The following is a 25,457-nucleotide window of genomic DNA, read 5'->3' on the forward strand; positions in this document are numbered from 1 at the left end:
AACGGCGGTATTTCATGGCAATCTAGGACGGCACAACACGAGTCGCCCAGCATGCCCAGCCTTACCGCCACGTTCCGCCCGGCCACCGGGTTATCCAACCCTCACCTGCAAACCCTTTGGGGCCCGCTGTGGCGCAAGCTGCCTGCGCTTGAGCGCAAACGCGAGCGCCTGTGGCTGGCCGATGGTGACTTCATCGACCTCGACTGGCACGGGCCGCACCAGCCAGATACACCGCTGGTGCTGGTGCTGCACGGCCTGACGGGTTCGTCCCATTCGCCTTATGTCAAAGGCCTGCAGCAGGCGCTCGATGCCCGCGGCTGGGCCAGCGTTGCGGTGAACTGGCGCGGCTGCTCGGGCGAGCCGAACCTGCTGCCACGCAGTTACCATTCCGGGGCCAGCGGGGACCTGGCCGAGGTGGTCGCCCATCTGCGTGCCCAACGCCCGCTGGCCCCTTTGTATGCCGTCGGCTATTCGCTGGGCGGCAATGTACTGCTCAAGTACCTGGGTGAAAGTGGCAGCGCCAGCCAACTGCAGGCGGCCGTGGCGGTGTCGGTACCGTTTCGCCTGGATCAGTGCGCCGACCGCATCGGCCAGGGCTTTTCGAAGGTCTATCAGGCACATTTCATGCGCGAAATGATGGCCTATGTGCAGGTGAAGCAGCGGCATTTTCGTGCCCAGGGTCATCATGAAGGGCTTGCCGCACTTGACCGCCTCGGATCGTTGCGCAAACTGCGGACCTTCTGGGATTTTGACGGCAAAGTGACCGCGCCACTCAACGGCTTTGACGATGTACACGACTACTACCGTCGCTCATCGAGCCGCTACTACCTCGGGGAGAACCGCACGCCGACGCTGATCATCCACGCAAACGATGATCCGTTCGTGTCCCGCCACAGCCAGCCCACGCCGAGCGAGCTGGCACCGCAGACTCAGTTCGAGCTGCATGAGCGGGGTGGGCATGTGGGCTTTGTCGAGGGCAGCCTGCGAAACCCGGGGTATTACCTTGAGCGGCGGATTCCGCAGTGGCTGGTGGATGGGCGATGAACCCGCGGCTCAGTCGCCCGTGGCAACCTGATGCGCGGGATCATTGATCCACTCACTCCACGATCCGGCATACAGCCTGCCCAGCGGATACCCCGCCAACGCCAGGGCAAACAGGTTATGGCAAGCCGTCACGCCCGAGCCGCAATAGGCCACCAAACGTTCCGCTGAACGCCCCCCCAGCTTCTCGGCAAAGCGCTGCCTGAGCTGCTCTGGCGCCAGGAAGCGCCCCTCTTCGTTCAGATTGTCGGTGAATGCTGCGCACTGAGCGCCGGGTATATGCCCGGCCACTGGGTCGATCGGCTCCACATCCCCACGAAAACGCGGCAAGGCACGCGCATCGATCAACGTCAGCTCGGGGCTTGCTAGCTCGGTGACCACGTGCTCGGCGTCAATCAGCAGCTTGGTATCCGGCTTGCCGCTGAACGTCCCCTCATACCGTGCTGGCGCGTCCAGGCTCAATGGCTGGCCCGCGGCGTGCCAGGCCTTGAGGCCTCCGTCGAGAATGGCCACACCGGTGCGTTTGCCCAACCAGGCCAGCAGCCACCAGGCACGGGCGGCAAAGGCACCAGGCCCGTCGTCGTACAGCACCACCTCGCTGTCATTGTCCAGCCCCCACTCACGCAGCCGCTCGACCAGCCGCTGCGGATCAGGCAAGGGATGGCGGCCGGTCTGGCCCTTGATTACCGGGCCACTCAGGTCGCGCTCCAGGTCGGCGAAGTGGGCCCCGGCTATATGCCCCTCGGCATAGCTGCGTTGGCCATAATCCGCGTCGTCCAAGGCAAACCGACAATCGAGGATCACCAGCTTGGGCGAGCCCAGACGCTCGGCCAGTTGCTGCGGGGTGATCAATTGCGCAAGAGGCATGACAATCTCCTGATCGATGGCACGAAGGCTCTGGGCTAACGCTCCAGGGCCTGGTTGAACGGAACATGGAATTCATGGCACAGGGCATCCACGGCACTGCGGGCGTTGGCGGTGACGAAGCCGAGTTCCAGTACCAGCACCTGATACACGCCACGCTTGAAGGCTTCTTCACCCAGATGAGCGGAGTGCTCCCGCGTGGTGCTGAGAAAGCGGACCCAAGAGGTCAGTACGATCCAGGCGTTGATGGTCAGCGATTCGATCTGGGCAGGGGCCATGACCAGAATGCCGGCCTCGACGAAACCCCGGTAGATCGCCTGGCCCTGGCGCAGGCAACGTTCGGAAAAGCGTCGGTAACGGGCAGCCAGCTCAGGGTCGCTGTCGAGCAGGTGTTCGAGATCACGGTGCAGGAACCGGTAGTTCCACATCGCTGCGAGCAGTGCCTTGAGGTAGAAGCGCTTGTCTTCGACGGTAGCGGCGCGGCCCTGCGGGGGGCGCAGGAAGCTGTCCACCAATTCTTCATACTGGCTGAACAACAGGGCGATGATCGCCTGCTTGTTGGGGAAGTGGTAGTAGAGGTTGCCGGGCGAAATCTCCATGTGCGCGGCAATGTGGTTGGTACTCACGCTACGCTCGCCTTGTTGATTGAACAGTTCAAGGCTGTTCTGCACGATGCGCTCTCGGGTCTTGATGCGCGGGGCCATGCTCAGCTCCCAGTCTGCAGGCTTTCGGTAAGGGGTTCATCTTACGGTGTAACAGGGCCCGGATGCACCGTGCGGTAGCGCGAAAAAATTCGCACCATCGTACCGATTAGAGTATAGGCTCTAGAGATTCTCAGCCCCTATGGGAGCCGCCGTGACTTCTCCTATCGCCTTGCCCCCTCTGCAGTTCGACACTGAATTGACAAGCACATTCACTGCCCAGCGCAAGGCATTTGCCGGCAACCCCATGCCGCCGCTGGCCCAACGCCGGCAATGGCTGAAAAGCCTGCGCGAAGCATTGCTGGCGGATCGACAACGGCTGATAGAGGCGATCGATGCGGATTTTTCCGGGCGCAGCGCCGACGAAACCCTGTTGGCCGAGCTACTGCCCTCCGTACAGGGGATTCGCCATGCCGAACGCCACCTCAAGGGCTGGATGCGACCCGCCAGGCGAACCGTCGGCCTGGCCTTCCAGCCGGCCAGCGCCCGCGTGCTGTACCAGCCGCTGGGGGTGGTTGGCATTATCGTGCCGTGGAACTACCCGCTGTTTCTCGCCATCGGCCCGCTGACGTGCGCCCTGGCCGCCGGCAACCGCGTGATGCTCAAGCTCAGTGAGGCCACCCCTGCCAGCGCCCTGGCGCTCAAAGCCTTGCTTGAGCAGGTATTCCCCCACGACCTGGTCAGCGTGGTGCTGGGTGATGTGGAAGTCGGCCAGGCATTTGCCCGGCTGCCCTTCGACCATCTGCTGTTCACCGGCGCCACCAGCGTCGGCCGCCAGGTCATGCTGGCGGCTGCACAGAACCTGACCCCGGTCACACTGGAACTCGGCGGCAAGTCACCGGCCATCATTTCGTCCAGCGTGCCGCTCGATAGCGCCGCCGAGCGTATCGCATTCGGCAAGACCCTCAATGCCGGCCAGACCTGCGTCGCCCCAGACTACGTCCTGGTGCCACGCGAGCGCCTGAACGCCTTCAGCGAGGCCTACCGCAGGGCGGTCCACCGGCTGTACCCGCGCATCGCCGACAACCCCGACTACAGCGCCATCATCAATCCGAGGCAATTGCAGCGCCTGCAACACTTGATGGACGACGCCAGCAGCAAGGGCGCGCAGGTCATCGACCTGTACCCGGACGAGCCCCGCCAGGGCAGGCGCCTGCCGCCGCACGTGCTGCTTGAGGTGAATGACAGCATGCAGGTGATGCAGGACGAAGTCTTTGGCCCGCTGCTGCCGGTAGTGCCCTATGACAGCCTCGACGGTGCACTGGCCTACATCAATGAACGGCCACGCCCACTGGCGCTGTACTACTTCGGCTACGACCATGCCGAGCAAGAGCATGTGCTGCAGCGCAGCCACTCCGGTGGCGTCTGTATCAACGATACACTGCTGCATGTCGCTCAGGACGACCTGCCGTTCGGCGGCATCGGCCCTTCGGGCATGGGCCACTACCACGGCCGTGACGGCTTCCTGACCTTCAGCAAGGCCAAGGCGGTGCTGGCCAAACAGCGCCTGAACGCCGCGCGCCTGATTTACCCGCCATATGGCAAGGCGCTGCAGCGCCTGGTCTACAAACTGTTCATCCGCTGAGGTCTGGGCCATGCAACGTCGTGACCTTCTGCGATTCAGCCTGGGCGCCAGCGTGTTTCTGGCCAGTGCCAGCCTGGTCGGCTGCAGCCCGCAGGGGCGTGCTACCGGGTACCAGGTACTGCGCGATGACGACCTGCCATTGCTACGGGCACTGATCCCGGTGGTGCTTGCCGGTACGTCGGCAAGCGCAACACTCGTGCTACCCAGGCTGGACGACACACTGGCGGCACTGTCCCCGCCAATGCTCAAGCTCACCCGGCAACTGTTCGATGTGCTCAGCCTGCCCCTGACCCGCGGCCCACTGACTGGGGTCTGGGGCGCCTGGGACCTGGCGGGTGAACAGCAGATAGCGGCGTTTCTGCAACGCTGGCAGAGCAGTTCCCTGAACCTGCTGCGCATGGGGCACGCGTCGATCGTGCAACTGCTGACGATGGCCTGGTATGAATGCCCGGAAAGCTGGGCCGCCTGTGGCTACCCGGGGCCACCGAAAATCTGAACAACAACAACAACAACAACAACAACAACAACAACAACAACAAGAGCACTTTCAATGCCTGTCATCGACCCGTTTCGCCAAGGCCTGGAACGCGGCTGGATCACCCATGACGCCTCGCGCCTGGGGCAGGATCTCAGCGTGCAAGCCGACATCGCCGTGATAGGCAGCGGCGCCGGTGGCGCCACCAGCGCGCAGATGCTCAGCGCCGCAGGCTTCAAGGTACTGCTGATCGAGGAAGGCCCGCTCAAGACCAGCAGTGACTTCCGCCTGCTAGAGAATGAGGCCTACGCCAGTCTCTACCAGGAAGGCCTGGGCAGGATGAGCAAGGACGGCGCCATCACCATTCTGCAGGGCCGTGCGGTGGGCGGCACCACGCTGGTCAACTGGACCTCCAGCTTTCGCACACCCGCGCCGACCTTGGCCCACTGGGCCACGGCCCACAACGTCAAAGGGCTGGGCGACGACGCACTGCGTCCCTGGTTCGATCGCATCGAGCAAGACCTCGGCATCACCCCTTGGGCGATGCCGGCAAACGCCAACAACGACGTACTGCGCCGTGGGTGTGAACAGCTCGGCTACCGATGGGCGGTGATCCCACGCAATGTCAGGGGGTGCTGGAATCTTGGCTATTGCGGCATGGGTTGCCCGGTCAACGCCAAGCAATCGATGCTGGTGACGCGCATTCCAGCCCTGCTCGACAAGGGCGGCGAGCTGCTGTACCTGGCCCGGGCCGAACGCTTCGAGCATGACGGCGAACGCATTGCGCAGCTGCGCTGCCAAGGCCTGGACGCGCAAGGCCTACACCCCAACGGGCGCAGCATCACGGTGCGCGCCCGCCACTACATCCTCGCGGGCGGTGGCATCAACAGCCCCGCCCTGCTGCTCCGCTCCAAGGCTCCTGACCCCCACGAGTGCCTGGGCAAACGGACCTTCCTGCACTTGGTCAACTTCAGCGCGGCCCGCTTCGACGCACGCATCGACCCCTATTACGGCGCCCCGCAGTCCATCTACAGTGACCACTTCCAATGGCAGGACGGCGTCGATGGCGCGGTCGGCTACAAACTTGAAGTGCCGCCCCTGCACCCGGCGCTGGCCAGCACCCTGCTCGGTGGCGAGGGTGTCGAAAATGCCCAGCGCATGGCCGAGCTGCCGCACACCCACGTCATGCTTGCGCTGTTGCGCGACGGGTTCCATCCCGAAAGCCCAGGCGGCACGGTGGAGCTGCGTGGCGATGGCTCACCGGTGCTCGATTACCCGGTCACCGACTACTTGCGAGACGGCCTGCGCCGTGCCTTTCACAGCATGGCGCAGATCCAGTTCGCCGCGGGCGCCACGCAGGTGACACCCGCGCACAGCGATGCCCGCGCAGCTACCCGCCTGGCGCAGGCCCAACGCATGATCGACGGATTGCGCCTGGAGCCGTTCCATACGCGGTTGGGCAGCGCCCACGTGATGGGCGGCTGCGCAATGGGCGAAGATCCACAGCATGCGGTGTGCGACAGCCTGGGCCGTCACCATCAGCTGGAAAACCTGTCGATTCACGACGGCTCGTTGTTCCCGACCAGCATCGGTGCCAACCCACAACTGTCGGTCTACGCCATCAGCGCGAAGCTCACCGACGCCCTGATAACCCGCCTGGCACACAGTGCATGACAACAAATGCCCCTGCTGTCTATAGTGCCATCAGCCGGCCGCATGACTTGGCCGGGCGCAATCGCTGCGCTACCATCCGACTCCCCAACGCACTCCAGCCAGGATGACGCGATGAACCGAGTGTTGTACCCGGGTACTTTCGACCCTATTACCAAGGGCCATGGCGACCTGGTCGAGCGCGCCTCGCGGCTGTTCGACCACGTGATCATCGCTGTGGCAGCCAGCCCGAAGAAGAACCCGCTGTTCCCGCTGGAGCAACGTGTAGCGCTGGCCCGTGAGGTCACCAGGCACTTGCCCAATGTCGAAGTCATCGGCTTCTCCACCCTGCTTGCGCATTTTGCCAAGGAACAGGGCGCCAACGTCTTCTTGCGGGGGCTGCGGGCGGTGTCCGACTTCGAATACGAGTTCCAGTTGGCGAACATGAATCGGCAACTCGCGCCTGAAGTCGAAAGCCTGTTCCTCACGCCGTCGGAGCGTTATTCGTTCATTTCTTCGACCTTGGTCCGGGAAATCGCTGCGCTGGGAGGCGACATCACCAAATTCGTGCACCCAGTGGTGGCCGAAGCGCTGACTGAACGCTTCAAGAAGTAAGCCTGAGCGCTGATTATCGCGCCCGCGTGCACTGCGGGCGCGAATGCGGCACAATTGTGCCCATTGCGTTGAACATGCCCGGGCGGTGAGCCCCGGCCGGAGTCCCCATGTCCCTGATTATCACCGACGATTGCATCAACTGCGACGTCTGCGAACCCGAGTGCCCGAACGAGGCCATCTCCCAAGGCGAAGAGATCTACGTGATCGATCCGAACCTGTGCACCCAGTGCGTGGGTCATTATGACGAGCCGCAGTGCCAGCAGGTCTGCCCGGTCGACTGCATCCCGCTGGATGAGGCGCACCCGGAAACCGAAGAGCAGTTGATGGCCAAGTACCGCCGGATCACCGGCAAGGCGTGATCGCTGCGCTGCTGCGTATGGCCCAATCGCTGCTAAACCGGCGATTGGGCCATACCATTCAACGCTGGCAACGTGGGCAGTAAACGCTGGCCCGTTGCCCAAGCTTGGCCTCACGCAAGGTAGTGCCGCACAGCTTGCACGGTAGCCCGCCTCGGCCGTAGACGAACAGTTCCTGCTGGAAGTAACCCGGCTGCCCGTCGCCGCCAATGAAGTCGCGCAACGTCGTGCCCCCTTGCTCGATGGCTGCCGCCAGCACGCGCTTGATCTCGATGGCCAGCTTCAGGTAGCGGCTACGGGATATCCCACCCGCCTCACGGCGCGGGTCGATACCGGCGGCGAACAGCGCCTCGGTCGCGTAGATATTGCCCACACCCACCACCACCGCGTTATCCATGATGAACGGCTTGACTGCCATCGTCCGCCCACGGGACAGCTGGAACAGGCGCTCACCATCGAACAGGTCGGTCAACGGCTCTGGGCCCAGGCGCAGCAGCAACTCATGATTGAGCGGGTCGAGGCTCCAGAGCATGGCGCCGAAACGACGCGGATCGGTGTAGCGCAGCACCAGCCCTGACTCCAGCTCGATGTCGACGTGCTCATGCTTGGCCGCCGGTAGCCCCATCTGCACCAGGCGCAGGTTGCCCGACATGCCCAGATGGCTGATCAAGGTGCCCACCTCGGCGTTGATCAGCAGGTATTTGGCGCGCCGCTCGACGCTGAGAATACGCTGCCCGGACAAACGCACGTCCAGGTCCTCCGGGATTGGCCAGCGCAAACGCCGGTCTCGCACCACCACGCGGCTGACCCGCTGGCCTTCCAGATGCGGCGCGATACCGCGACGCGTGGTTTCGACTTCGGGTAATTCCGGCATGAATCAGTGCCCGCCCAGCTCGCGAATGGTCTGTTTGAGGTTCTCGAAGTCGTACTCCGACAAACCGATATAGTCCAGTACCAGCGGGCCGACCGCATGCCACTCGTGGTCGACAGGCTGGTTGCCCAACACACGGTAGGACGCGCAGATGTGTTCGGCCATCTTGAGCACCGCCAGCAGGTTCTTCAGCTGGCTCTGGGTGTTGCGCAGCGACTCCTCGCGGAACACGGCCAAGGCATTGTGGTGGTTGGCGATGGCCGCGCTGATGTGCTCCGGCAGCCGCCAGGACTTGGCGGTGAAATAGCCGACCACCGAATGGTTGGTATTGAATGCACGGTTCTCGGTGTCGACCACCCGGGTTTGCGCGTCAGCCTTGGCGTAGGCCTCCTCCAGTACATCCATGTAGCTGGGGAAGCGCTTGAGCATCAGCGGGATGCCGCAATCATGGAACAGCCCCAGGGTGTAGGCCTCGTCCGCCGCCTGGATGCCGGTGCGCTTGGCCAGTGTCAGGCAGGTCATGGCCACATCCTGGGCAGTGTCCCAGAAGCGGTTGAGGGTGACGATGGTCTCGTCGCTCATCTCGCCTTTGATCGACTGGGCGTTGATCAGGTTGATGATCGAACGGCTACCCAGCAGGTTCACCGCACGCTGGATCGAACCGATCTTGTTGGACAGCCCGAAGTGCGGCGAGTTGACCAGCTTGAGCAAGGCACCGGACAGGCCCGGATCCTGGGAAATCAGCTTGGCGATGGTTTCCAGGTCCGGGTCGGGCATGTACTGCTCGAACTGCAGGTCGACCATGATCTGCGGTTGCGGCGGGATGGTAATGCCTTGCAAGGCTTGCTGGATCTGTTCGGCGCTGAGTTCTTGGGACATACGTACATACTCTTTGAGGACGAGCGATTCTAACCCTGTAGCTCGCTCGACTTGTAGCGCTTGTGCTGGCGAACAGGCAGGGCACTTTGTCGTGCCCTGCACCGAACCAAGGGCCAACCGGTTATACTCCCGCTCTTTTTTCCCGGAGCGACGTCATGTCCCTGCCCAGCCTTCGCCTCAAAGCCAATGCCGACCGCCGCCTGCGCGCCGGCCACCTGTGGGTCTACAGCAACGAAGTCGATGTCACCGCGACGCCGCTGCAGGGCTTTCAGGCCGGCCAACAGGCAATTCTCGAGGCTGCCAACGGCAAGCCGCTGGGCATCGTGGCGCTGAGCCCGAACAACCTGATCTGCGCCCGCCTGCTGTCGCGCGACGCCAAGCTGCCGCTGGACAAGTCGCTGCTGGTACACCGCCTCAACGTCGCCCTGTCCCTGCGCCAGCGCCTGTTCGACCAGCCGTGCTACCGCCTGGTCTACGGCGATTCTGACCTGCTGCCGGGCCTGGTGGTCGACCGCTTCTTCGACATTCTCGTGGTACAGCTGGCCTCTGCCACCATGGAGCTGCACAAGGACGACGTGATCGCCGCCCTGGTCCAGGTGCTCAAGCCCAGCGGCATTTTGTTCAAGAACGACTCCGCCGCCCGTGACGCCGAAGGCTTGCAGCGTTATGTCGAAACCGTCTACGGCGAAGTGCCGGACTGGGTCCCGCTGGAAGAAAACGGCGTGAAGTTCGAAGCGCCGGTACGCGAAGGCCAGAAGACCGGCTGGTTCTATGACCACCGCATGAACCGCGCACGCCTGGCGCCCTACGTCAAAGGCAAGCGTGTGCTCGACCTGTTCAGCTACATCGGTGGCTGGGGCGTGCAGGCCGGCGCATTCGGCGCCAGCGAAGTGTTCTGTGTGGATGCCTCAGGCTTTGCCCTGGATGGCGTGGAACGTAATGCCGCGCTCAATGGCATCAGCGAAAAACTGACCTGCATCGAAGGCGACGTATTCGAGGCACTGCGCGAGCTGAAGGCCGCAGAAGAGCGCTTCGACGTGATCATTGCCGACCCACCCGCGTTCATCAAGCGCAAGAAAGACCTGAAAAACGGCGAAGCCGCTTACCGCCGCCTCAACGAACAGGCCATGCGCATGCTGACCAAGGATGGCATCCTGGTCAGCGCCTCGTGCTCGATGCATTTGCCCGAGGACGACCTGAACAACATCCTGCTGACCAGCGCCCGCCACTTGGACCGCAACCTGCAAATGCTCGAGCGCGGCGGCCAAGGCCCGGACCACCCGGTTCACCCGGCCATCGCTGAAACCCGCTACATCAAGAGCATTACCTGCCGGCTGCTGCCCAACAGCTGATTCACGCCCAGGGGCCGCGTTGCGGCCCCTGGGTGCCTCAGATGCCGAGCACGTAAGAAGCGATACCGAAGTACACCAGTACCCCTGCCGCATCGGCGATCGAAGTCACCAGCGGCCCGCTGGCAGTGGCCGGGTCAAGCTTGAGCCTGGTGAACATGAAGGGCAGGCTCATGCCAATCAGGCTGCCTAGCAGGACGATCACCAGCATGCTGCTGGCAACGATCAAGGCCACCTCCGCCCCACCGCGCAGCGCCCCCAGCGATGCCACCGCCACCGCCATGGTGCCGCCCAGCGCCAGCGCCACCGCGCATTCACGTGCCAGCATGCGCAACCAGTCGCGCATCACCACCTCGCCCGTTGCCAGGCCACGCACCATCAAAGTCGCCGATTGCGCGCCCGCGTTGCCACCGCTGTCCACCAACAGGGGCAGGAAGAACACCAGGACGATATGCGCGGCGATAGTTTCCTCGAATGCCGCGATCCCTGCCCCCGAAAACAGATTGCCAAACACCAGCAGCACCAGCCACAGCACCCGCTTGCGGTACAGCAGGCTGACAGTGGCGTCCCTGAGGTTGCCCACGTGGTTGGTGATGGATGCGCCCTTGTGGAAGTCTTCGGTAGCCTCTTCGACAACCACATCGAGTGCGTCATCGCAGGTCACCAGGCCCACCAGCCGGCCGGCCTGATCCAGCACCGGCAGCGCCAGCAGGTCGTGCTCGCGGATCAACCGCGCCACTTCCTCCTGACGGGTCGAGGTGAATACGTAGATGACCTTGCGCACCATGAGCTGCTCGATCGGCTGTTCAGGCGCGGCAAGGATCAGCTCGCGCAGGGAAAGCGTACCCAGCAGGTTGCGGCTCTCGTCGAGCACATAGGACTGATAGATGGTTTCGGCATCTGCAGCCTCACGGCGCAGCATGTCGATCGCCTGGCTGGCAGTGAGGCCGGCATCCAGGCACGAATACTCGCTGGTCATCAGGTAGCCGGCAGTGCCTTCGGCGTAGCCTTCAGGATGAAGCAGGCCATCACGCCGCGCCTGGGCAGCCTGACGCAGGTCGAGCGGGGAAACGACGAAATCGGACGGGTGTTGCATGAGATTCTCCAGGCGCCGACACAGGCACCCGCGAACCTCAGCCTGATCGACTCAAGCCTTCGCAAGCCCTGACGACGGCGCGCTCAGCGCCAATTTGCAGGTTCTGTAAGAACTGAAACTGGGAAGGTCCATTGAGGTAGTGTCTCGTGAAGCCGCACATGCGGCGCGGCGGATCATAAGCAGCCAGGACGTACCTGTCAGCAGCGCATCGGGCTTTTCGGATGGGTCCTACAAAGTGCCGGTCACACTTCCCGAACCACCGCCCAGACACATCGCCATTCCCTCACCGCGCCAGCGGTGTAGAATCGGGCTATTCATCGCCAGTCATCCCCGGCGGGTTTATGAGCTCTGGTCGAGCACGCGGCGATCCCGTAGTGTCTTCGGCCCCATCCGTGCCAGTGGCAACCGGCCTGAGGCGCATAGGAAAAGAGAAGCTCACTCCCCTTTTTGTGACCTGATTAAGCCGCCAGGAGTGCTTCATGCCTGATTATCGTTCCAAGACTTCCACCCAAGGCCGCAACATGGCCGGCGCCCGTGCCCTGTGGCGCGCCACCGGGATGAAGGACGAAGACTTCAAGAAACCGATCATCGCCATCGCCAACTCGTTCACCCAGTTCGTCCCGGGCCACGTGCACCTGAAGGACCTGGGCCAGCTGGTCGCCCGCGAAATCGAACGCGCCGGTGGCGTGGCCAAGGAATTCAACACGATCGCGGTCGATGACGGCATCGCCATGGGCCACGACGGCATGCTGTACTCGCTGCCAAGCCGCGAGATCATTGCCGACGCCGTGGAATACATGGTCAACGCCCACTGCGCCGACGCCATCGTGTGCATCTCCAACTGCGACAAGATCACCCCCGGCATGCTGATGGCTGCCCTGCGCCTGAACATCCCGGTGATCTTCGTTTCCGGTGGCCCGATGGAAGCCGGCAAGACCAAACTGGCCAGCCACGGCCTGGACTTGGTCGACGCCATGGTCATCGCCGCGGACTCCACGGCGTCCGACGAAAAAGTCGCCGAATACGAGCGCAGCGCCTGCCCGACCTGCGGTTCGTGCTCCGGCATGTTCACCGCCAACTCGATGAACTGCCTGACCGAGGCCCTGGGCCTGGCCCTGCCGGGCAACGGCTCGACCCTGGCTACCCACGCCGACCGCGAGCAGTTGTTCCTCACTGCCGGGCGCACCATCGTCGAGCTGTGCAAGCGCTACTACGGCGAGAACGACGAGTCGGTCCTGCCGCGCAGCATCGCCAACTTCAAGGCGTTCGAAAACGCCATGATGCTCGACATCGCCATGGGCGGCTCGACCAACACCATCCTGCACCTGCTGGCCGCAGCCCAGGAAGGCGAAGTGGCGTTCGACCTGCGCGACATCGACCGCCTGTCGCGCAAAGTGCCGCAGCTGTGCAAAGTGGCGCCGAACATCCAGAAGTACCACATGGAAGACGTGCACCGCGCCGGCGGCATCTTCAGCATCCTCGGTTCGCTGGCCCGTGGCGGCCTGCTGCACACCGACCTGCCGACGGTTCACAGCCGCAGCATGGAAGAAGCCATCGCCAAGTGGGATATCACCCAAACCGACGATGAAGCGGTGCACACCTTCTTCAAAGCCGGCCCGGCGGGTATCCCGACCCAGACGGCCTTCAGCCAGTCGACCCGTTGGGAAACCCTGGACGACGACCGTGAAAACGGCTGCATTCGCAGCTTCGAACACGCCTACTCACAGGAAGGCGGCCTGGCCGTGCTGTACGGCAACATCGCCCTGGACGGCTGCGTGGTGAAAACCGCAGGTGTCGATGAGTCGATCCATGTGTTCGAAGGCAACGCCAAGATCTTCGAAAGCCAGGACAGCGCCGTGCGCGGCATCCTCGCCGACGAAGTGAAGGCCGGTGACATCGTCATCATCCGCTATGAAGGCCCGAAAGGCGGCCCGGGCATGCAAGAAATGCTCTACCCGACTTCGTACCTGAAATCCAAAGGCCTGGGTAAAGCCTGTGCGTTGCTCACCGATGGCCGGTTCTCGGGTGGTACCTCGGGCCTGTCGATCGGCCACGCCTCGCCCGAGGCCGCTGCTGGCGGCGCGATCGGCCTGGTACGTGACGGCGACAAGGTATTGATCGACATCCCCAACCGTTCGATCAACCTGCAGGTCAGCGATGAAGAGCTGGCTGCGCGCCGCGTGGAGCAGGACAAGAAAGGCTGGAAACCGGCCGAAGTGCGCCCACGCAAGGTGACCACCGCGCTGAAGGCCTACGCCCTGCTGGCGACCAGTGCCGACAAGGGTGCGGTGCGCAACAAGGCGATGCTGGAAGGGCTGTGAGGCCCTGAGCGCTGATACGAGTCAGTCAAGCGATTTGGGGCCGCTCTGCGGCCCATCGCTGGCAAGCCAGCGCCCACAGGTATGGGGCGCTGGCCTGCCGGCGAGGCGTTGCACAGCCCCAATGGCCTACTGAATCTGCTCCGGGGTGACCACCACCCAGTTCTTGTCTGCTGTCACCGGCAACCCCGCCTTGGCCTGGGCCACCGCGTTTTTGGCGATCATCCCGTTCAACTGGTCCATGTACTTGGCCTTGCGGTTTATCCACAGGTGGATGCCGCCCTTGCCAACGTCCACTCCATGAAACTGCATGTAGCCATCACTGGTCGGGGTATCACCCCCCACCAGCACCGGCTTCTTCCACTCATCGATGTAGGTGAGGATCGCCGCTTGCTTGCCCGCCATCCATGTCGCCGGCGTCCATAGGTAGGGGGTCAGTTCCAGGCCAGCGTTGGCCGTCGCATCATACTTGCCTTCACTGATCTGCTTGCGTGCGGTGGTCAAGTGGCCGTTGGTACGGTCCTTGAGCAGCAGGCTGACGCCAATGACGTTCTGCGGTTTCACGTTGTAGCCATACTTGGGGTCGGACGCCACCATGCGTACCAGCTCTTCGGAGGCGGCCGAAATGACATACACCTCGATGCCATTTTCCATCAGCTTGTTGTAAAGCTCGGCCTGGCCGGCGAAGACCTTGGGTGGTTGCACCTTGATGGCTTTTACCTGGTCACCGTCAAAGTAGGTGCTGGGGACAGGTTTGGCAGACGCCATCAGCTCATCGACCTGCACTTTCAGCTCTTTCAGTGTGAAGCCCGAGAACACCTGAGCCACCCACGGGTAGCAGACCATGTCGTCGATTTCGCACAGGCGGTAGTAATAACTGAACAGGCTTTCCTTGTGCTCTGCGGTGTCTTTGAACGGGATCAGCTTGAGTGAAGGGTCGAGCTTTTCACGGCTCAGCAGGCCCTTGTTCTCCATGAACGGCAGCAAGGCTTCCTCAAGGTCGTAGCGGTAGCTGGTGTTGTCCATGTCGAACACCGCGTAATTGCCCTTATTGGCATTGGCGGCGATCATCGCGTCGAGCTGCTTGGCCGCCTCGGCTGGCCAATGCTTGAGCTCGGTGGCTCCGCTTTCGATACTGAACAGCAGGGACAAACCGATGGCCCAGGCTTTCGGAGCAAACTTCATATATCAATCTCCTGAAGTGACCGGGAAAAACTAGACCAACAATCCACCCGTGCCCCCTTTCACTACGACGTTCACACAATGGTAAACGTCGTGTTCATTGCTATTAGCGACAGCCTGTTATTCCATAAACGACTAATCCAATTACTTTTGGGTATAAATTCGTTTGTTTTCAGGCTGTTAGCATTTCCGTTCGCAATCGCTCACAGAGGCGATGCCTCTTCTGCTTTTTCCTGGAGCTTCAATGAACCTGCCGCTGTCTCTCAACCTGCTGGTGTTCCTGGCCTTGCTGCTGGGCCTGGCGCAAACTCGCCACACTGACTGGAGCCTGGCCAAGAAAGTCCTGCTGGGCCTGGCACTGGGCGTAGGTTTCGGCTTGGTGCTGCACACGATCTACGGTGCAGGCCACCCGGTCCTCAAAGCCACCATCGGCTGGCTCGACCTGGTCGGCAACGGCTACGTCGGCTTGCTGCAGATGATCGTCATGCCGCTGATCTTCGCCTCGATCCTCAGCGCCGTGGCCCGCCTGCACAATGCCTCTTCACTGGGCCGCATCAGCGTGCTGAGCATCGGCACCCTGCTGCTGACCACCGCCATCGCTGCGCTGATCGGCATCGTCCTGACCAACCTGTTCGGCCTGAGCGCCGAAGGCCTGGTCGCCGGTGCCCAGGAAAGTGCACGCATGCACCTTATCCACAGCGATTACGCGGGCAAGGTCGCCGACCTCAACATCCCGCAATTGCTGCTGTCGTTCATCCCCAGTAACCCGGTAGGCGACCTGGCGCGGGCCAAACCGACCTCGATCATCAGCGTGGTGATCTTCGCCGTGTTCGTCGGGCTGGCCGCGTTGCAGCTGATCAAGGACGATGCCGAAAAGGGCCAGCGGGCCTTGTCGGCCATCGACACCCTGCAAGCCTGGGTGATGCGCCTGGTGCGCGTGGTGATGAAGCTCACCCCCTATGGCGTGCTGGCGCTGATGACCAAGGTCGTGGCCAGCTCCAACCTGGATGACATCCTCAAACTGGGCAGCTTCGTGGTGGTGTCGTACATCGGCCTGGGCCTGATGTTCGTGGTGCACGGCATCATCCTCGCCGCCACCGGCGTCAGCCCGCTGCGCTTCTTCCGCAAGGTCTGGCCAGTGCTGACCTTCGCCTTCACCAGCCGCTCCAGCGCCGCCAGCATCCCGCTGAACATCGAAGCGCAAACCCGCCGCCTGGGCGTGCCGCAGTCGATCGCCAGCTTCAGCGCATCGTTCGGCACCACCATCGGCCAGAACGGCTGCGCCGGCCTGTACCCGGCCATGTTGGCGGTAATGGTAGCCCCGGCCGTAGGCATCGATACGTTCGACCCGCTGTGGGTCGCGACCCTGGTGGCGATCGTCACCCTGAGCTCAGCGGGCGTTGCCGGTGTGGGCGGTGGTGCGACCTTCGCGGCGCTGATCGTACTGCCGGCCATGGGCCTGCCAGTGGAACTGGTGGCGCTGCTGATTTCAGTCGAGCCGCTGATCGACATGGGCCGCACGGCGCTGAACGTGAACGGGTCGATGACGGCGGGCGTGGTGACCAGCCAACTGCTCAAAGAAACCGACAAGGATGTGCTGGCCGGCGATGAGCACGCCGAGCTGAGCCACTCCTGAAATGAAGGGGGGCCGCTGCTGCAGCCCCCCTTTCAACCACGCTTGTGCCACACCTCGAAGTGATAAGCAGGCGTGTCCGGTTCGGCCTGCGGCTCACTCGAAGCCAGCCGCCATTGCCCCTTGTCGAACTCAGGGAACCAGGCATCGCCTTGCGGCTCCAGTTCCACCCGGGTCAGGTACATGCGGCTGACCAGGCCTTTGTCCAACGCCTGGGTATACAACTGCGCGCCGCCGATCAGCATCAGCTCATCGACGCCTTGCTCACGTGCCCACTGTTCGGCGCGCAGCAGCGCATCTTCCAGCGAGGCGAACACTTCGGCGCCGGCCAGCACCAGGCCCGGCTGGCGGCTGACCACCAGATTCAGGCGCCCTGGCAATGGCCGGCCGAGCGAATCCCAGGTCTTGCGGCCCATGATGATCGGCTTGCCCAAGGTGGTGGCCTTGAAGTACTTGAAGTCCCCCGGCAAGTGCCAGGGCATGGAGTTGTCGATGCCGATCACGCGGTTCTCGGCGAGCGCCGCAATCAGGCTGAGAGGGAGTGAGGTAGTCATGCCGGCGAGGATAGCAAACCCGCAGTGGGTTATGCTTGCGCCCTGAACCGTGCAATGGAAGACCTTGTGACTGGACCGACTCCACTGGACAAGCGCTGGCTCACCGAAGCGATACGCCTGCGCGAGGAACACGCCGGCCCCCTGGAAGACCAGGAAGCCAACCGCCACGCCCGCCAGCACGGGGGCGACCTGGCCGCGCGCATCGAAGCACGCGCAATGTTCCTGGCGGAACGCGATGGCATCAGCACCGCCTTGCAGCGCTGGAAGCAAGGCGCACGCCTGGCGCTGCTGGCGTTGACGCTGCTGGCCGTCGTCAGTGGCGCCGGCATGGCCTTTGCCGCCTTGGGCGACGGGCAACGCCCGGTCAACGTATTCTGGGCCCTGGGCAGTCTGCTCGGGCTGAACCTGCTGATGCTGCTGGGATGGGCTGCAGGCCTGGTGCTAAGCGGCGAACACGGCGCCAACCTCGGGCGGCTGTGGTTGTGGCTGAGCGAACGCTTCGCCCGCGATGCCAAGGCCGCGCACCTGGCCCCGGCGCTGCTGGTGCTGCTGCAACGCCAGCGCCTGAACCGCTGGCTGCTTGGCCTGCTGGTCCACAGCTTGTGGGCGCTGGCCATGCTCAGCGCGCTGGCGCTGTTGCTGGCACTGCTCGCCACACGGCGCTATGGCTTCGTCTGGGAGACCACGCTGCTCGCTGCCGACCCCTTCGTCAACCTGACCCAGGCCCTCGGCGCCCTGCCCTCGCTGCTCGGCTTCGCCGTGCCGGACGAGAGCATGATCCGCCTCAGCGGCGACACCCTGCCCGCCCTCGACATCGCCCGCCAGGCGTGGGCCAGCTGGCTGCTCGGCGTGGTGCTGGTGTATGGCCTGCTGCCCCGTGTGCTGCTGGCCGGGCTGTGCCTGTGGCGCTGGCGCCAGGGCCGCCAACGCCTGGCCCTGGACCTCAGCCTGCCCGGCTATGCGCAACTGCGTGAAGCGTTGATGCCGCGCAGCGAACGTATCGGCGTGCAAGATACGGCGCCCCAATCCCTGCCCCAATTCCAGGCTGGCCAATTGGATTCCGGCAGCAGCGGCGCCCTGTTGGTCGGGCTGGAACTGGACGACCAGCGCCCGTGGCCCCCTGCCCTGAGCAAGGGCGTGACCGACGCCGGTGTGCTCGACAGCCGCGAGTCGCGCAACCGCCTGCTCGAACAGCTCAGCCGCTTCCCCCCGGCGCGCCTGGCGATCGCCTGCGACCCGCGCCGTTCGCCGGACCGTGGCAGCCTCGCGCTGCTGGCCGAACTGGCACGCAATGCCGGGGCCACGCGCATCTGGTTGCTGCAGGCGGCACCCGGCCAGGCCCTGGACGCCGAGCGCCTGGGCGACTGGCACGAAGCACTGGAGCGCCTCGGCCTGCCTCACGCTGACACCTCACCGCTGACCTGGCTAGAGCATGGCCATGACTGAGCCGCTGAAACTGGCCGTGGTCGGCCACACCAATGTCGGCAAGACCTCGTTGCTGCGCACGCTTACCCGCGATGTAGGCTTCGGCGAGGTGTCCCATCGCCCAAGCACTACCCGCCACGTCGAAGGCGCACGCCTGTCGGTGGACGGCCAAGCGCTGCTCGAACTCTACGACACCCCGGGCCTGGAAGATGCCATCGCCCTGCTCGATTACCTGGAGCGCCTGGAGCGCCCGGGCGAGCGCCTCGACGGCCCGGCACGCCTGGAGCGCTTTCTGCAAGGCAGCGAGGCGCGCCAGCGCTTCGAGCAGGAGGCCAAGGTGCTGCGCCAGTTGCTGGCCAGCAACGCCGGCCTGTATGTGATCGACGCCCGCGAGCCGGTGCTGGCCAAATACCGCGATGAACTGGAAGTACTGGCCAGTTGCGGCAAACCGCTGTTGCCGGTGCTCAACTTCGTCGCCAGCAGCCAGCATCGTGAACCCGAATGGCGTGATGCCCTGGCCCGCCTGGGCCTGCATGCGCTGGTGCGGTTCGACAGCGTGGCGCCCCCGGAAGACGGCGAGCGTCGCCTTTACGAAAGCCTGGCCTTGCTGCTGGAGGACGCCCGCCCGGCGCTGCAGCGGTTGATCGACGACCAACAGGCGCAGCGCCTCCATCGCCAGCAAAGCGGCAAGCGGCTGATCGCCGAGTTGCTGCTGGACTGCGCCGCTTGCCGGCGCAGCGTTGCAGCCGAGCCGGCAGCCGAGGCCAAGGCTATCGAAGCGCTGCGCCAGGAGGTACGCCAACGTGAGCAGCGTTGTGTAGAGGCGTTGCTCAAGCTCTATGCGTTTCGCCGCGAGGATGCCAATGCCGGGGACCTGCCGTTGCTGGATGGGCGCTGGGGCGATGACTTGTTCAACCCCGAAACCCTGAAGTTGCTCGGCGTGCGTCTGGGCAGCGGCGTGGCGGCGGGCGCCGCGGCCGGTGCAGGCGTTGATTTGCTGGTCGGTGGTATCACGCTAGGTGCTGCAGCACTGGCCGGCGCCATTGCCGGGGGCGCGCTGCAGACTGCGCGCAATTATGGCGCTAGATTGCTGGGGAAGTTGAAGGGCCAGCGCGAACTGACCGTGGACGATACCGTGCTGCGCTTGCTGGCGTTGCGTCAGCAGCAGCTGATGGTTGCGCTGGACAGCCGCGGGCATGCGGCGCAGAACAGCATTCGCCTCGGTGAGCTGGATGAAAAGGCGTGGCGCGAAGGCAAGCTGCCCGAGGCCTTGAGCAAGGCCAGGGCACATCCGCAGTGGTCCACGCTCAACGCTGGGGCGCGGGTGAATCAGCCTGAGCGGCAGGAGCAGCTGGAGGCGCTGGTTTTGCAGATTTGAGGCTGCCTGGCAGGCCCTATTCGCAGGCTTGCCCCGTAGAGAGGCCCGCTCAGGCAGCATCCATTTGAAGCAACGCCAACGCCTTGCGTTTCAATGCCGCCAGATCAATCACTGGCACGCCAACCTCCTTGGCCCGCTCATCCCATTCCCGCATGCGCAAACTCACGCTGAACAGCGGATCCCGCTCAAAGGCATCCGCCTGCGCTTCAGTCATCACGCCCCCCTGATATTCAAGCGTCCGCCGACTGGCCTCGCTCAGCAGGGTGTAATAACCCGGCTTGCGCAGCGTCAGATAACGCTTGGCCTCGACGTGATACTCCACCAGCCGCGCCATGCGCTCGCCAAAACCGCAACGGCGCAGGTATTCAGCGCCGATGCGCTCGTGGCTGACCACGCCATAACCGCCCATGTCGCCTTCACCGCCACACAGGTGGCCAATATCGTGGAAGAACGCGGCCAGCACCACGTCGTCGTCGAAGCCTTCTTCCATGGCCAATTGCGCAGCCTGGGACATGTGCTCCAGCTGGGTGATGGCTTCGCCGATGTAGTCGTCGCTGCCGTGGCGGTCATACAGGGCAAACGTGTTGTCGATAATCTGGACTGGCGTGGTCATCCAATGGCTTCCTCGGGTTACTGCTGCGCTACTTTCTCCGACTTGCCATCATAGCGCTTGCGCCACTCGGCCAGGATCTGGTCACGGTTCTTCGAGGCCCAGGCAAAGTCGTTCTTGATCAGGCGCTGTTCATAGTCGGCCGGGAGTTCGGTCTGCGGTTTGGCAATGCCTGGTGCGGCGAGCACGGCGAAGTTCTCCTTGTACAGCTCCATCGCCGCCGGGCTTGCCGAGAAGTCGGCCAGACGCTTGGCGGCTTCAACCTTTGGCGAGCCCTTGATCAGCGCGGTCGCCTCGATTTCCCAGCCTAGCCCTTCTTTCGGCAGGACGATGTCCAGAGGTGCGCCCTGGCGCTTGAGCTGCACGGCCGGGTATTCGAACGATATACCGATCGGGAATTCGCCCGCCGCTGCCAGCTTGCACGGCTTGGAGCCGGAATGGACGTACTGGCCGATGTTCTGGTGCAGCGCGTCCATGTAAGCCCAGCCTTGCGGCTCGCCAAAGGTCTGCAGCCACGCGCTCACATCCAGGAAGCCGGTACCGGACGACGCCGGGTTCGGCATCACGATCTTGCCCTTGTACTCCGGCTTGGTCAGGTCCTGCCAGCTCACCGGCTTGCTCAGGCCCTGCTTCTGAGCCTCGATGGTGTTGAAGCAGATCGTCGCGGCCCAAACGTCCATGCCGACCCAGGCTGGCGGGTTGGCGGCGTCACGGTAGTTCGCGGAGATCGTGCCCAGATCTTTCGGTGCATAGGCTTCGAGCATGCCGTTCTGGTCGAGGATGGCCAGGCTCGAAGCCGCCAGCCCCCACACCGCATCGGCCTGCGGGCGGTCTTTCTCGGCCAGCAGCTTGGCGGTGATGATGCCGGTGGAGTCACGCACCCACTTGATCTCGATGTCCGGGTTGGCCTTTTCGAAGGCCTGCTTGTAGCTCCTGAGCTGCTCGGCTTCCAGGGCGGTGTAGACGGTCAGCTGCGTGCTGGCGGCCGAGGCCTGCAGGCTGAATACAGCGGATACGGCAGCGGCAAGTGCAAGGGGCTTGAACATGATGCGGTTCCTATCAGAGTGGGCAGTCGGTCAATGGCCAGGCGCGCGCTGGCGCCAGGCCTGGGAGCGGCGCAGCAGGCCGCGGGAAGCACCGGCCAGCAGCAGGGATGCAGCGGCGCTGGTCAGCAGGATCAAGGTCGACATGGCGGCAGCGCCACCCACGTTGCCGGCATCGTCCATGTTCAGCACGGCGACGGCGGCGAGGATGGTGTCCGGGCTATACAGGAAGATCGCCGCCGAAACGGTGGTCATCGCCGAGACGAACAGGTAGCGGATGATGTCCAGCAGCGCAGGCAGGCAGATCGGCACGGTGACCCGCACGAAGTGCTTGTACAGCGGCGCCTTGAGCGACAGCGCGGCGGCCTCGAACTCGCCATCGAGCTGGCGTAGCGCGGTAGTGGCGGTCATCTGCGCGGTGGTCAGGTAATGGGCGATGGTGCATACCACCAACAGCCCCATGCCGCCGTAGAACACGTGCAGTGGGTTGCCATTGAGGTTGAAGAAGAAGACGTAACCCAGGCCCAGCACCAGCCCCGGCACCGCCATGGGGATGAAGCTGAGCAGGCGCAGTGCCTGATTGAGCAGGCGCTGCCCCGGGGTTTTCTCCATCAGGTAGGCACCGGCGAAGATCACGATGCTGCCGATCAGGGCGGTGCCGAGGGCCATGGTCACGCTGTTGCGATACGCCAGCCAGCCGCCCCCTGCGGTGTCCTCGAACATGTAATGCTTGAACGACAGGGTCATGTTGTAGGGCCAGAAGGTCACCAGCGACGAGTACACCGCCATGCCGATCACCCCCACCAGCGCCACACACACCAGCACGACGATGGCCAGGTAGCAGGCATCGCGGCCGCGCGACGGCTTGGGCTCGAACACCTGGGCGCGGCCGTTCATGGACTCGCCCTGGCGACGACGCAGCCAGGCGTCCACCGCGAAGCTGAGCAATGCCGGCACCAGCAGCACCATGCCGATCAACGCACCCCGGCCAAATTGCTGCTGGCCTACGACCGCTTTGTAAGCCTCCAGTGCCAGCACCTGGTAGTCGCCACCGACAACCACCGGCACACCGAAATCGGTGATGGTCAGGGTGAACACCAGGCAGAAGGCCGCGAACACGGCCTGGCGCGTGGCCGGCCAGGTGATGCTGCAAAACGCCCGCCATGACCCGGCGCCCATGCTGGAAGCAGCGTCGAACAGCCGCGCATCGGCCAGCGACAAGGCCGAAAGCAGAATCATCAGCGCATGCGGGAAGGTGTAGATGGCCTCACCCAGGACGATGCCCCAGAAGCCATAGATATTGTCGCTGAGCAGCCCACGCAGCAGGCCCTGGTTGCCGAACAGATACACCAGGGCAATGGCTGGCAGCATGGAAGGCGCCAGTAACGGCAACAGCGAAATCCCCCGCCACAGGCCCTTGGCCGGGATCAGCGTGCGTTGCAGGGCGTAAGCGAACAGGTAGGCCAGCGGGATCACGATCGCGGCAACGGTCAGGGCCACCGACAGGCTGTTACCGAGCAGCCAGTGGAAATTCTCGCTGGCGAACAGCTCACGGGCCGCGTGCAGGCCACCGCCCTGGCCGGCATCGCCACTGAAGCCACGCCAGAAGATCGCCAGCAATGGCATCAGCACCGCAAGCAGCAGCATGACCAGCAGCAGGCTTTTGCCACCGACGACGAACAGGCGGTCCCCCAAGGCGACATCACCGCGCTTGGCCTGGGTGAGCGGCAGCGACATTGACGCGCCCATCTCAGGCAAACACCTGCAGGCTCTGCGGCGGCAGCGCCACCCAGATGTCCTGCGAGCCCAGACGCGGCATGGCTTCTGGCGCCAGCTCGGCGAGCAGGGCGTGGCCCGGCAAGGCCTGGAGCTCGAAGCTCATGCGGCAGCGGTTGCCGAGGAAGGTGATCTCGCGGACCTTGGCCGGGAACAGGTTTTCCTCATGCACCACCGGGTTGACGGTGATCGCCTCCGGGCGGCAGAACAACCGGCCACTGCTGGCTCGCGGCGCCCCCGATGCCAGACGCATGCTGATGCCGCCGACCTGGGCGGAGCTGTCGCCCGTGCGCTGGAACGGCAGCCAGTTGCCCTGGCCGACGAATTCGGCGACAAACGGTGTGGCGGGATGATCGTAGATTTCCTGCGGCGTGGCGTACTGCTCGACCTGGCCGTTGTTCATCACCGCAATGCGGTCAGCCATCAGCATGGCTTCGTCCTGGTTGTGGGTGACCATCAGGGTGGTGATGCCCAATTGGCGCTGCAGCTGGCGCAATTCGGTGCACAGGTGCTCACGCACTCGCGCGTCCAGAGCCGACATCGGCTCATCGAGCAACAACAGCGAAGGCGACGGCGCCAACGCACGGGCCAGGGCCACGCGCTGCTGCTGGCCGCCGGATAGCTGGCCGGGGTATTTCTTTTCGCTGCCGGTCAGGCCGACCAGTTCAAGCATCTGGCCCACACGCTGGCGGCTTGCATCCCGGCCGCTGCCGGTCAGCCCGTAGGCGATGTTGGCTTCGACGGTGAGGTTGGGGAACAGCGCGTAGGACTGGAACAGGATGCCGTAATCACGCGCCTGTGGCGGCAGTTCGGAGATGTCACGCTCGCCAATGAACAGCTCGCCACGGTCCTGGCGCTCGAGGCCGGCGATGCAGCGCAGCAGCGTGGTCTTGCCACAGCCCGAGGGGCCGAGCAGGCAGACCAGTTCGCCCGCAGCGATGTCAAGGGAGACATCGTTCAGCGCCGTGAAGGCGCCGAAGCGCTTGTGAATACCGCGCACTTTCATGTGTGCGCCCGGGGTGGCGTGGTTCATGGCAAAACCTCATCGAGCAGATGTGGCCATGCTAGGAAGGCTGTGCGAAGGTTCTGTGGCGGTGAGGCAAAAGCGGGCGATAGTGGTATAGGCAGATTTTGTAGTGGCGTTGCTGGCTAGAACTGCGACCCCACCACTTCCTGCGCTACCCCGAGGAAGGCTGCCGGCAAGCGGGCCTGGCGTCTTTCTTTCAGGCAATACAGGTACTCGTGCATCACCGGCGCGTCTTCCAGGGTCAGCACCCGCAGCTCCGGATTGTGCGGCACCTCGTGCCGGGCAATCACGCTGATGCCGATATTACGCAGCACCGCCTCACGGATCGACTCGCGGCTGCCGATTTCCAGCACCGCTTCGGCCTTCACCCCAGCGCCTTGCATCATTTCTTCGGTGAGCTTGCGCGTGGTCGAGCCTTTTTCGCGCATCAGCAGGCATTGCCCTGCCACCACCTCGATCGAGACCACCTGACGGTGCGCAAGCGGGTGATTGCGGTGCACCGCCACTACCAGCGGATCGGTACCCAGCACCCGCCTGACCAGGCGCGCATCTTCCAGCAACTGTGAGGAGGCGGCGAGATCGACGCGGTAGTCTTCCAGCATTTCCAGCACTTGCTGCGAATTGCCGATCTCCACGGCCACGCCCACCTGTGGCAAGCGCTCACGGAAAATCTTCACCAGATCGAGGATGTAATACGGCGCGGTGGCAGCGATGCGCAGGTTGCCTTGGGCATGGCCGCTGTTGCGCAGTTCGAACTCGATGTCGGCTTCCTGTTGCAGCAGCGCCTTGACCATCGGCAGCAGGCGCACGCCCTCTTCGCTCAGCACCAGGCGCCGCCCGCCGCGGTAGAACAGCTCCACCGCGTACTGGCTTTCGAGGTTGCGGATCTGGGTGGTCACCGTCGGCTGGCTCAGGCCAAGCTTCTTCGCCGCCAGGGTGATGCTGCCCAGGCGGGCCACCATGTAGAAGGCTTTGAGCTCGGCACTCAGCATTGCGGGGCTCCGCAGCGGCGGGCTCCGCAGCTGCAAG

Annotated in this window: 23 protein-coding genes; 11 read left to right on the forward strand and 12 right to left on the reverse strand. The window is 63.9% G+C overall.

Going from position 1 to position 25,457, the window contains the following annotated elements:
* The first annotated feature begins 51 nt into the window (after positions 1-51).
* Positions 52-1,044, forward strand: a complete 993-nt coding sequence (locus tag ACIPZH_RS19585) for a hydrolase (RefSeq protein WP_349975934.1) — start codon at positions 52-54, stop codon at positions 1,042-1,044.
* A 9-nt stretch (positions 1,045-1,053) separates the two neighbouring features.
* On the opposite strand, the gene ACIPZH_RS19590 is transcribed toward ACIPZH_RS19585, so the two are convergent.
* The gene (locus tag ACIPZH_RS19590) at positions 1,054-1,908 is read right to left on the reverse strand and encodes a sulfurtransferase (protein WP_400637438.1); all 855 of its coding nucleotides are present in this window, start codon (positions 1,906-1,908) and stop codon (positions 1,054-1,056) included.
* A gap of 35 nt (positions 1,909-1,943) precedes the next feature.
* The gene (locus tag ACIPZH_RS19595) at positions 1,944-2,609 is read right to left on the reverse strand and encodes a TetR/AcrR family transcriptional regulator (RefSeq protein ID WP_241805071.1); all 666 of its coding nucleotides are present in this window, start codon (positions 2,607-2,609) and stop codon (positions 1,944-1,946) included.
* 151 nt (positions 2,610-2,760) lie between these two features.
* On the opposite strand from ACIPZH_RS19595, the gene ACIPZH_RS19600 reads away from it, so the two are divergent.
* From ACIPZH_RS19600 to ACIPZH_RS19620, 5 genes are all read left to right on the forward strand, one after another.
* Entirely contained in the window at positions 2,761-4,191 is a 1,431-nt protein-coding gene (locus tag ACIPZH_RS19600) for a coniferyl aldehyde dehydrogenase (protein WP_400637440.1), read from the forward strand.
* 10 nt (positions 4,192-4,201) lie between these two features.
* Complete coding sequence (locus ACIPZH_RS19605; RefSeq protein ID WP_400637441.1) at positions 4,202-4,687, forward strand: twin-arginine translocation pathway signal protein; 486 nt, start codon at positions 4,202-4,204, stop codon at positions 4,685-4,687.
* Between the two features lie 54 nt (positions 4,688-4,741).
* Complete coding sequence (locus ACIPZH_RS19610) at positions 4,742-6,340, forward strand: GMC family oxidoreductase N-terminal domain-containing protein (protein ID WP_400637442.1); 1,599 nt, start codon at positions 4,742-4,744, stop codon at positions 6,338-6,340.
* A 111-nt stretch (positions 6,341-6,451) separates the two neighbouring features.
* Entirely contained in the window at positions 6,452-6,931 is a 480-nt protein-coding gene (coaD, locus tag ACIPZH_RS19615) for a pantetheine-phosphate adenylyltransferase (RefSeq protein WP_039601221.1), read from the forward strand.
* Between the two features lie 107 nt (positions 6,932-7,038).
* Positions 7,039-7,290 carry a YfhL family 4Fe-4S dicluster ferredoxin gene (locus ACIPZH_RS19620; protein WP_009683359.1) on the forward strand — a complete coding sequence of 84 codons (252 nt, stop codon included), beginning with the start codon at positions 7,039-7,041 and terminating at the stop codon, positions 7,288-7,290.
* A 58-nt stretch (positions 7,291-7,348) separates the two neighbouring features.
* On the opposite strand, the gene mutM is transcribed toward ACIPZH_RS19620, so the two are convergent.
* Positions 7,349-8,161, reverse strand: coding sequence for a bifunctional DNA-formamidopyrimidine glycosylase/DNA-(apurinic or apyrimidinic site) lyase (mutM, locus tag ACIPZH_RS19625; protein ID WP_241805067.1), 813 nt, complete (start codon positions 8,159-8,161; stop codon positions 7,349-7,351).
* 3 nt (positions 8,162-8,164) lie between these two features.
* Complete coding sequence (locus ACIPZH_RS19630) at positions 8,165-8,983, reverse strand: HDOD domain-containing protein (RefSeq protein ID WP_241805187.1); 819 nt, start codon at positions 8,981-8,983, stop codon at positions 8,165-8,167.
* A gap of 209 nt (positions 8,984-9,192) precedes the next feature.
* Between ACIPZH_RS19630 and ACIPZH_RS19635 the strand changes: the two genes are divergently transcribed.
* A complete protein-coding gene (locus ACIPZH_RS19635) occupies positions 9,193-10,389 on the forward strand; it encodes a class I SAM-dependent rRNA methyltransferase (RefSeq protein WP_046787023.1) in 1,197 nt (398 codons plus the stop codon).
* A 37-nt stretch (positions 10,390-10,426) separates the two neighbouring features.
* Here ACIPZH_RS19635 and mgtE read toward each other — a convergent pair whose 3' ends face one another.
* Positions 10,427-11,482 (reverse strand): magnesium transporter, encoded by a 1,056-nt coding sequence (gene mgtE, locus ACIPZH_RS19640; RefSeq protein ID WP_400637444.1) that lies wholly within the window; start codon positions 11,480-11,482, stop codon positions 10,427-10,429.
* A 479-nt stretch (positions 11,483-11,961) separates the two neighbouring features.
* Between mgtE and ilvD the strand changes: the two genes are divergently transcribed.
* The gene (gene ilvD, locus ACIPZH_RS19645; protein ID WP_016393334.1) at positions 11,962-13,803 is read left to right on the forward strand and encodes a dihydroxy-acid dehydratase; all 1,842 of its coding nucleotides are present in this window, start codon (positions 11,962-11,964) and stop codon (positions 13,801-13,803) included.
* 126 nt (positions 13,804-13,929) lie between these two features.
* On the opposite strand, the gene ACIPZH_RS19650 is transcribed toward ilvD, so the two are convergent.
* Entirely contained in the window at positions 13,930-14,985 is a 1,056-nt protein-coding gene (locus ACIPZH_RS19650; protein WP_400637445.1) for a haloacid dehalogenase-like hydrolase, read from the reverse strand.
* A 241-nt stretch (positions 14,986-15,226) separates the two neighbouring features.
* On the opposite strand from ACIPZH_RS19650, the gene ACIPZH_RS19655 reads away from it, so the two are divergent.
* A complete protein-coding gene (locus tag ACIPZH_RS19655) occupies positions 15,227-16,618 on the forward strand; it encodes an L-cystine transporter (RefSeq protein WP_400637447.1) in 1,392 nt (463 codons plus the stop codon).
* A 32-nt stretch (positions 16,619-16,650) separates the two neighbouring features.
* On the opposite strand, the gene ACIPZH_RS19660 is transcribed toward ACIPZH_RS19655, so the two are convergent.
* Positions 16,651-17,169, reverse strand: a complete 519-nt coding sequence (locus ACIPZH_RS19660) for a dihydrofolate reductase (protein WP_400637449.1) — start codon at positions 17,167-17,169, stop codon at positions 16,651-16,653.
* Between the two features lie 54 nt (positions 17,170-17,223).
* Here ACIPZH_RS19660 and ACIPZH_RS19665 point away from each other — a divergent pair, with 54 nt between their 5' ends.
* Both ACIPZH_RS19665 and ACIPZH_RS19670 read left to right on the forward strand, forming a co-directional pair.
* Positions 17,224-18,615, forward strand: coding sequence for a DUF2868 domain-containing protein (locus ACIPZH_RS19665; RefSeq protein WP_400637451.1), 1,392 nt, complete (start codon positions 17,224-17,226; stop codon positions 18,613-18,615).
* Complete coding sequence (locus ACIPZH_RS19670; RefSeq protein ID WP_400637453.1) at positions 18,608-19,972, forward strand: GTPase/DUF3482 domain-containing protein; 1,365 nt, start codon at positions 18,608-18,610, stop codon at positions 19,970-19,972. Before ACIPZH_RS19665 ends, ACIPZH_RS19670 begins: the two co-directional genes overlap by 8 nt.
* A gap of 49 nt (positions 19,973-20,021) precedes the next feature.
* Here ACIPZH_RS19670 and ACIPZH_RS19675 read toward each other — a convergent pair whose 3' ends face one another.
* The 5 genes from ACIPZH_RS19675 to ACIPZH_RS19695 form a co-directional block, all read right to left on the reverse strand.
* Complete coding sequence (locus tag ACIPZH_RS19675) at positions 20,022-20,585, reverse strand: phosphonate degradation HD-domain oxygenase (protein WP_400637454.1); 564 nt, start codon at positions 20,583-20,585, stop codon at positions 20,022-20,024.
* A gap of 17 nt (positions 20,586-20,602) precedes the next feature.
* Positions 20,603-21,628 carry a putative 2-aminoethylphosphonate ABC transporter substrate-binding protein gene (locus ACIPZH_RS19680; RefSeq protein ID WP_241805059.1) on the reverse strand — a complete coding sequence of 342 codons (1,026 nt, stop codon included), beginning with the start codon at positions 21,626-21,628 and terminating at the stop codon, positions 20,603-20,605.
* A 30-nt stretch (positions 21,629-21,658) separates the two neighbouring features.
* Positions 21,659-23,374 carry a putative 2-aminoethylphosphonate ABC transporter permease subunit gene (locus ACIPZH_RS19685; protein ID WP_400637456.1) on the reverse strand — a complete coding sequence of 572 codons (1,716 nt, stop codon included), beginning with the start codon at positions 23,372-23,374 and terminating at the stop codon, positions 21,659-21,661.
* 1 nt (position 23,375) lies between these two features.
* Positions 23,376-24,434 carry a putative 2-aminoethylphosphonate ABC transporter ATP-binding protein gene (locus ACIPZH_RS19690; protein ID WP_400637459.1) on the reverse strand — a complete coding sequence of 353 codons (1,059 nt, stop codon included), beginning with the start codon at positions 24,432-24,434 and terminating at the stop codon, positions 23,376-23,378.
* A gap of 116 nt (positions 24,435-24,550) precedes the next feature.
* Entirely contained in the window at positions 24,551-25,420 is an 870-nt protein-coding gene (locus ACIPZH_RS19695) for a LysR family transcriptional regulator (RefSeq protein ID WP_241805056.1), read from the reverse strand.
* Positions 25,421-25,457: the final 37 nt, after the last annotated feature.

This window comes from Pseudomonas sp. NPDC089758 (assembly GCF_044748705.1).
Taxonomy (GTDB): domain Bacteria; phylum Pseudomonadota; class Gammaproteobacteria; order Pseudomonadales; family Pseudomonadaceae; genus Aquipseudomonas; species Aquipseudomonas putida_X.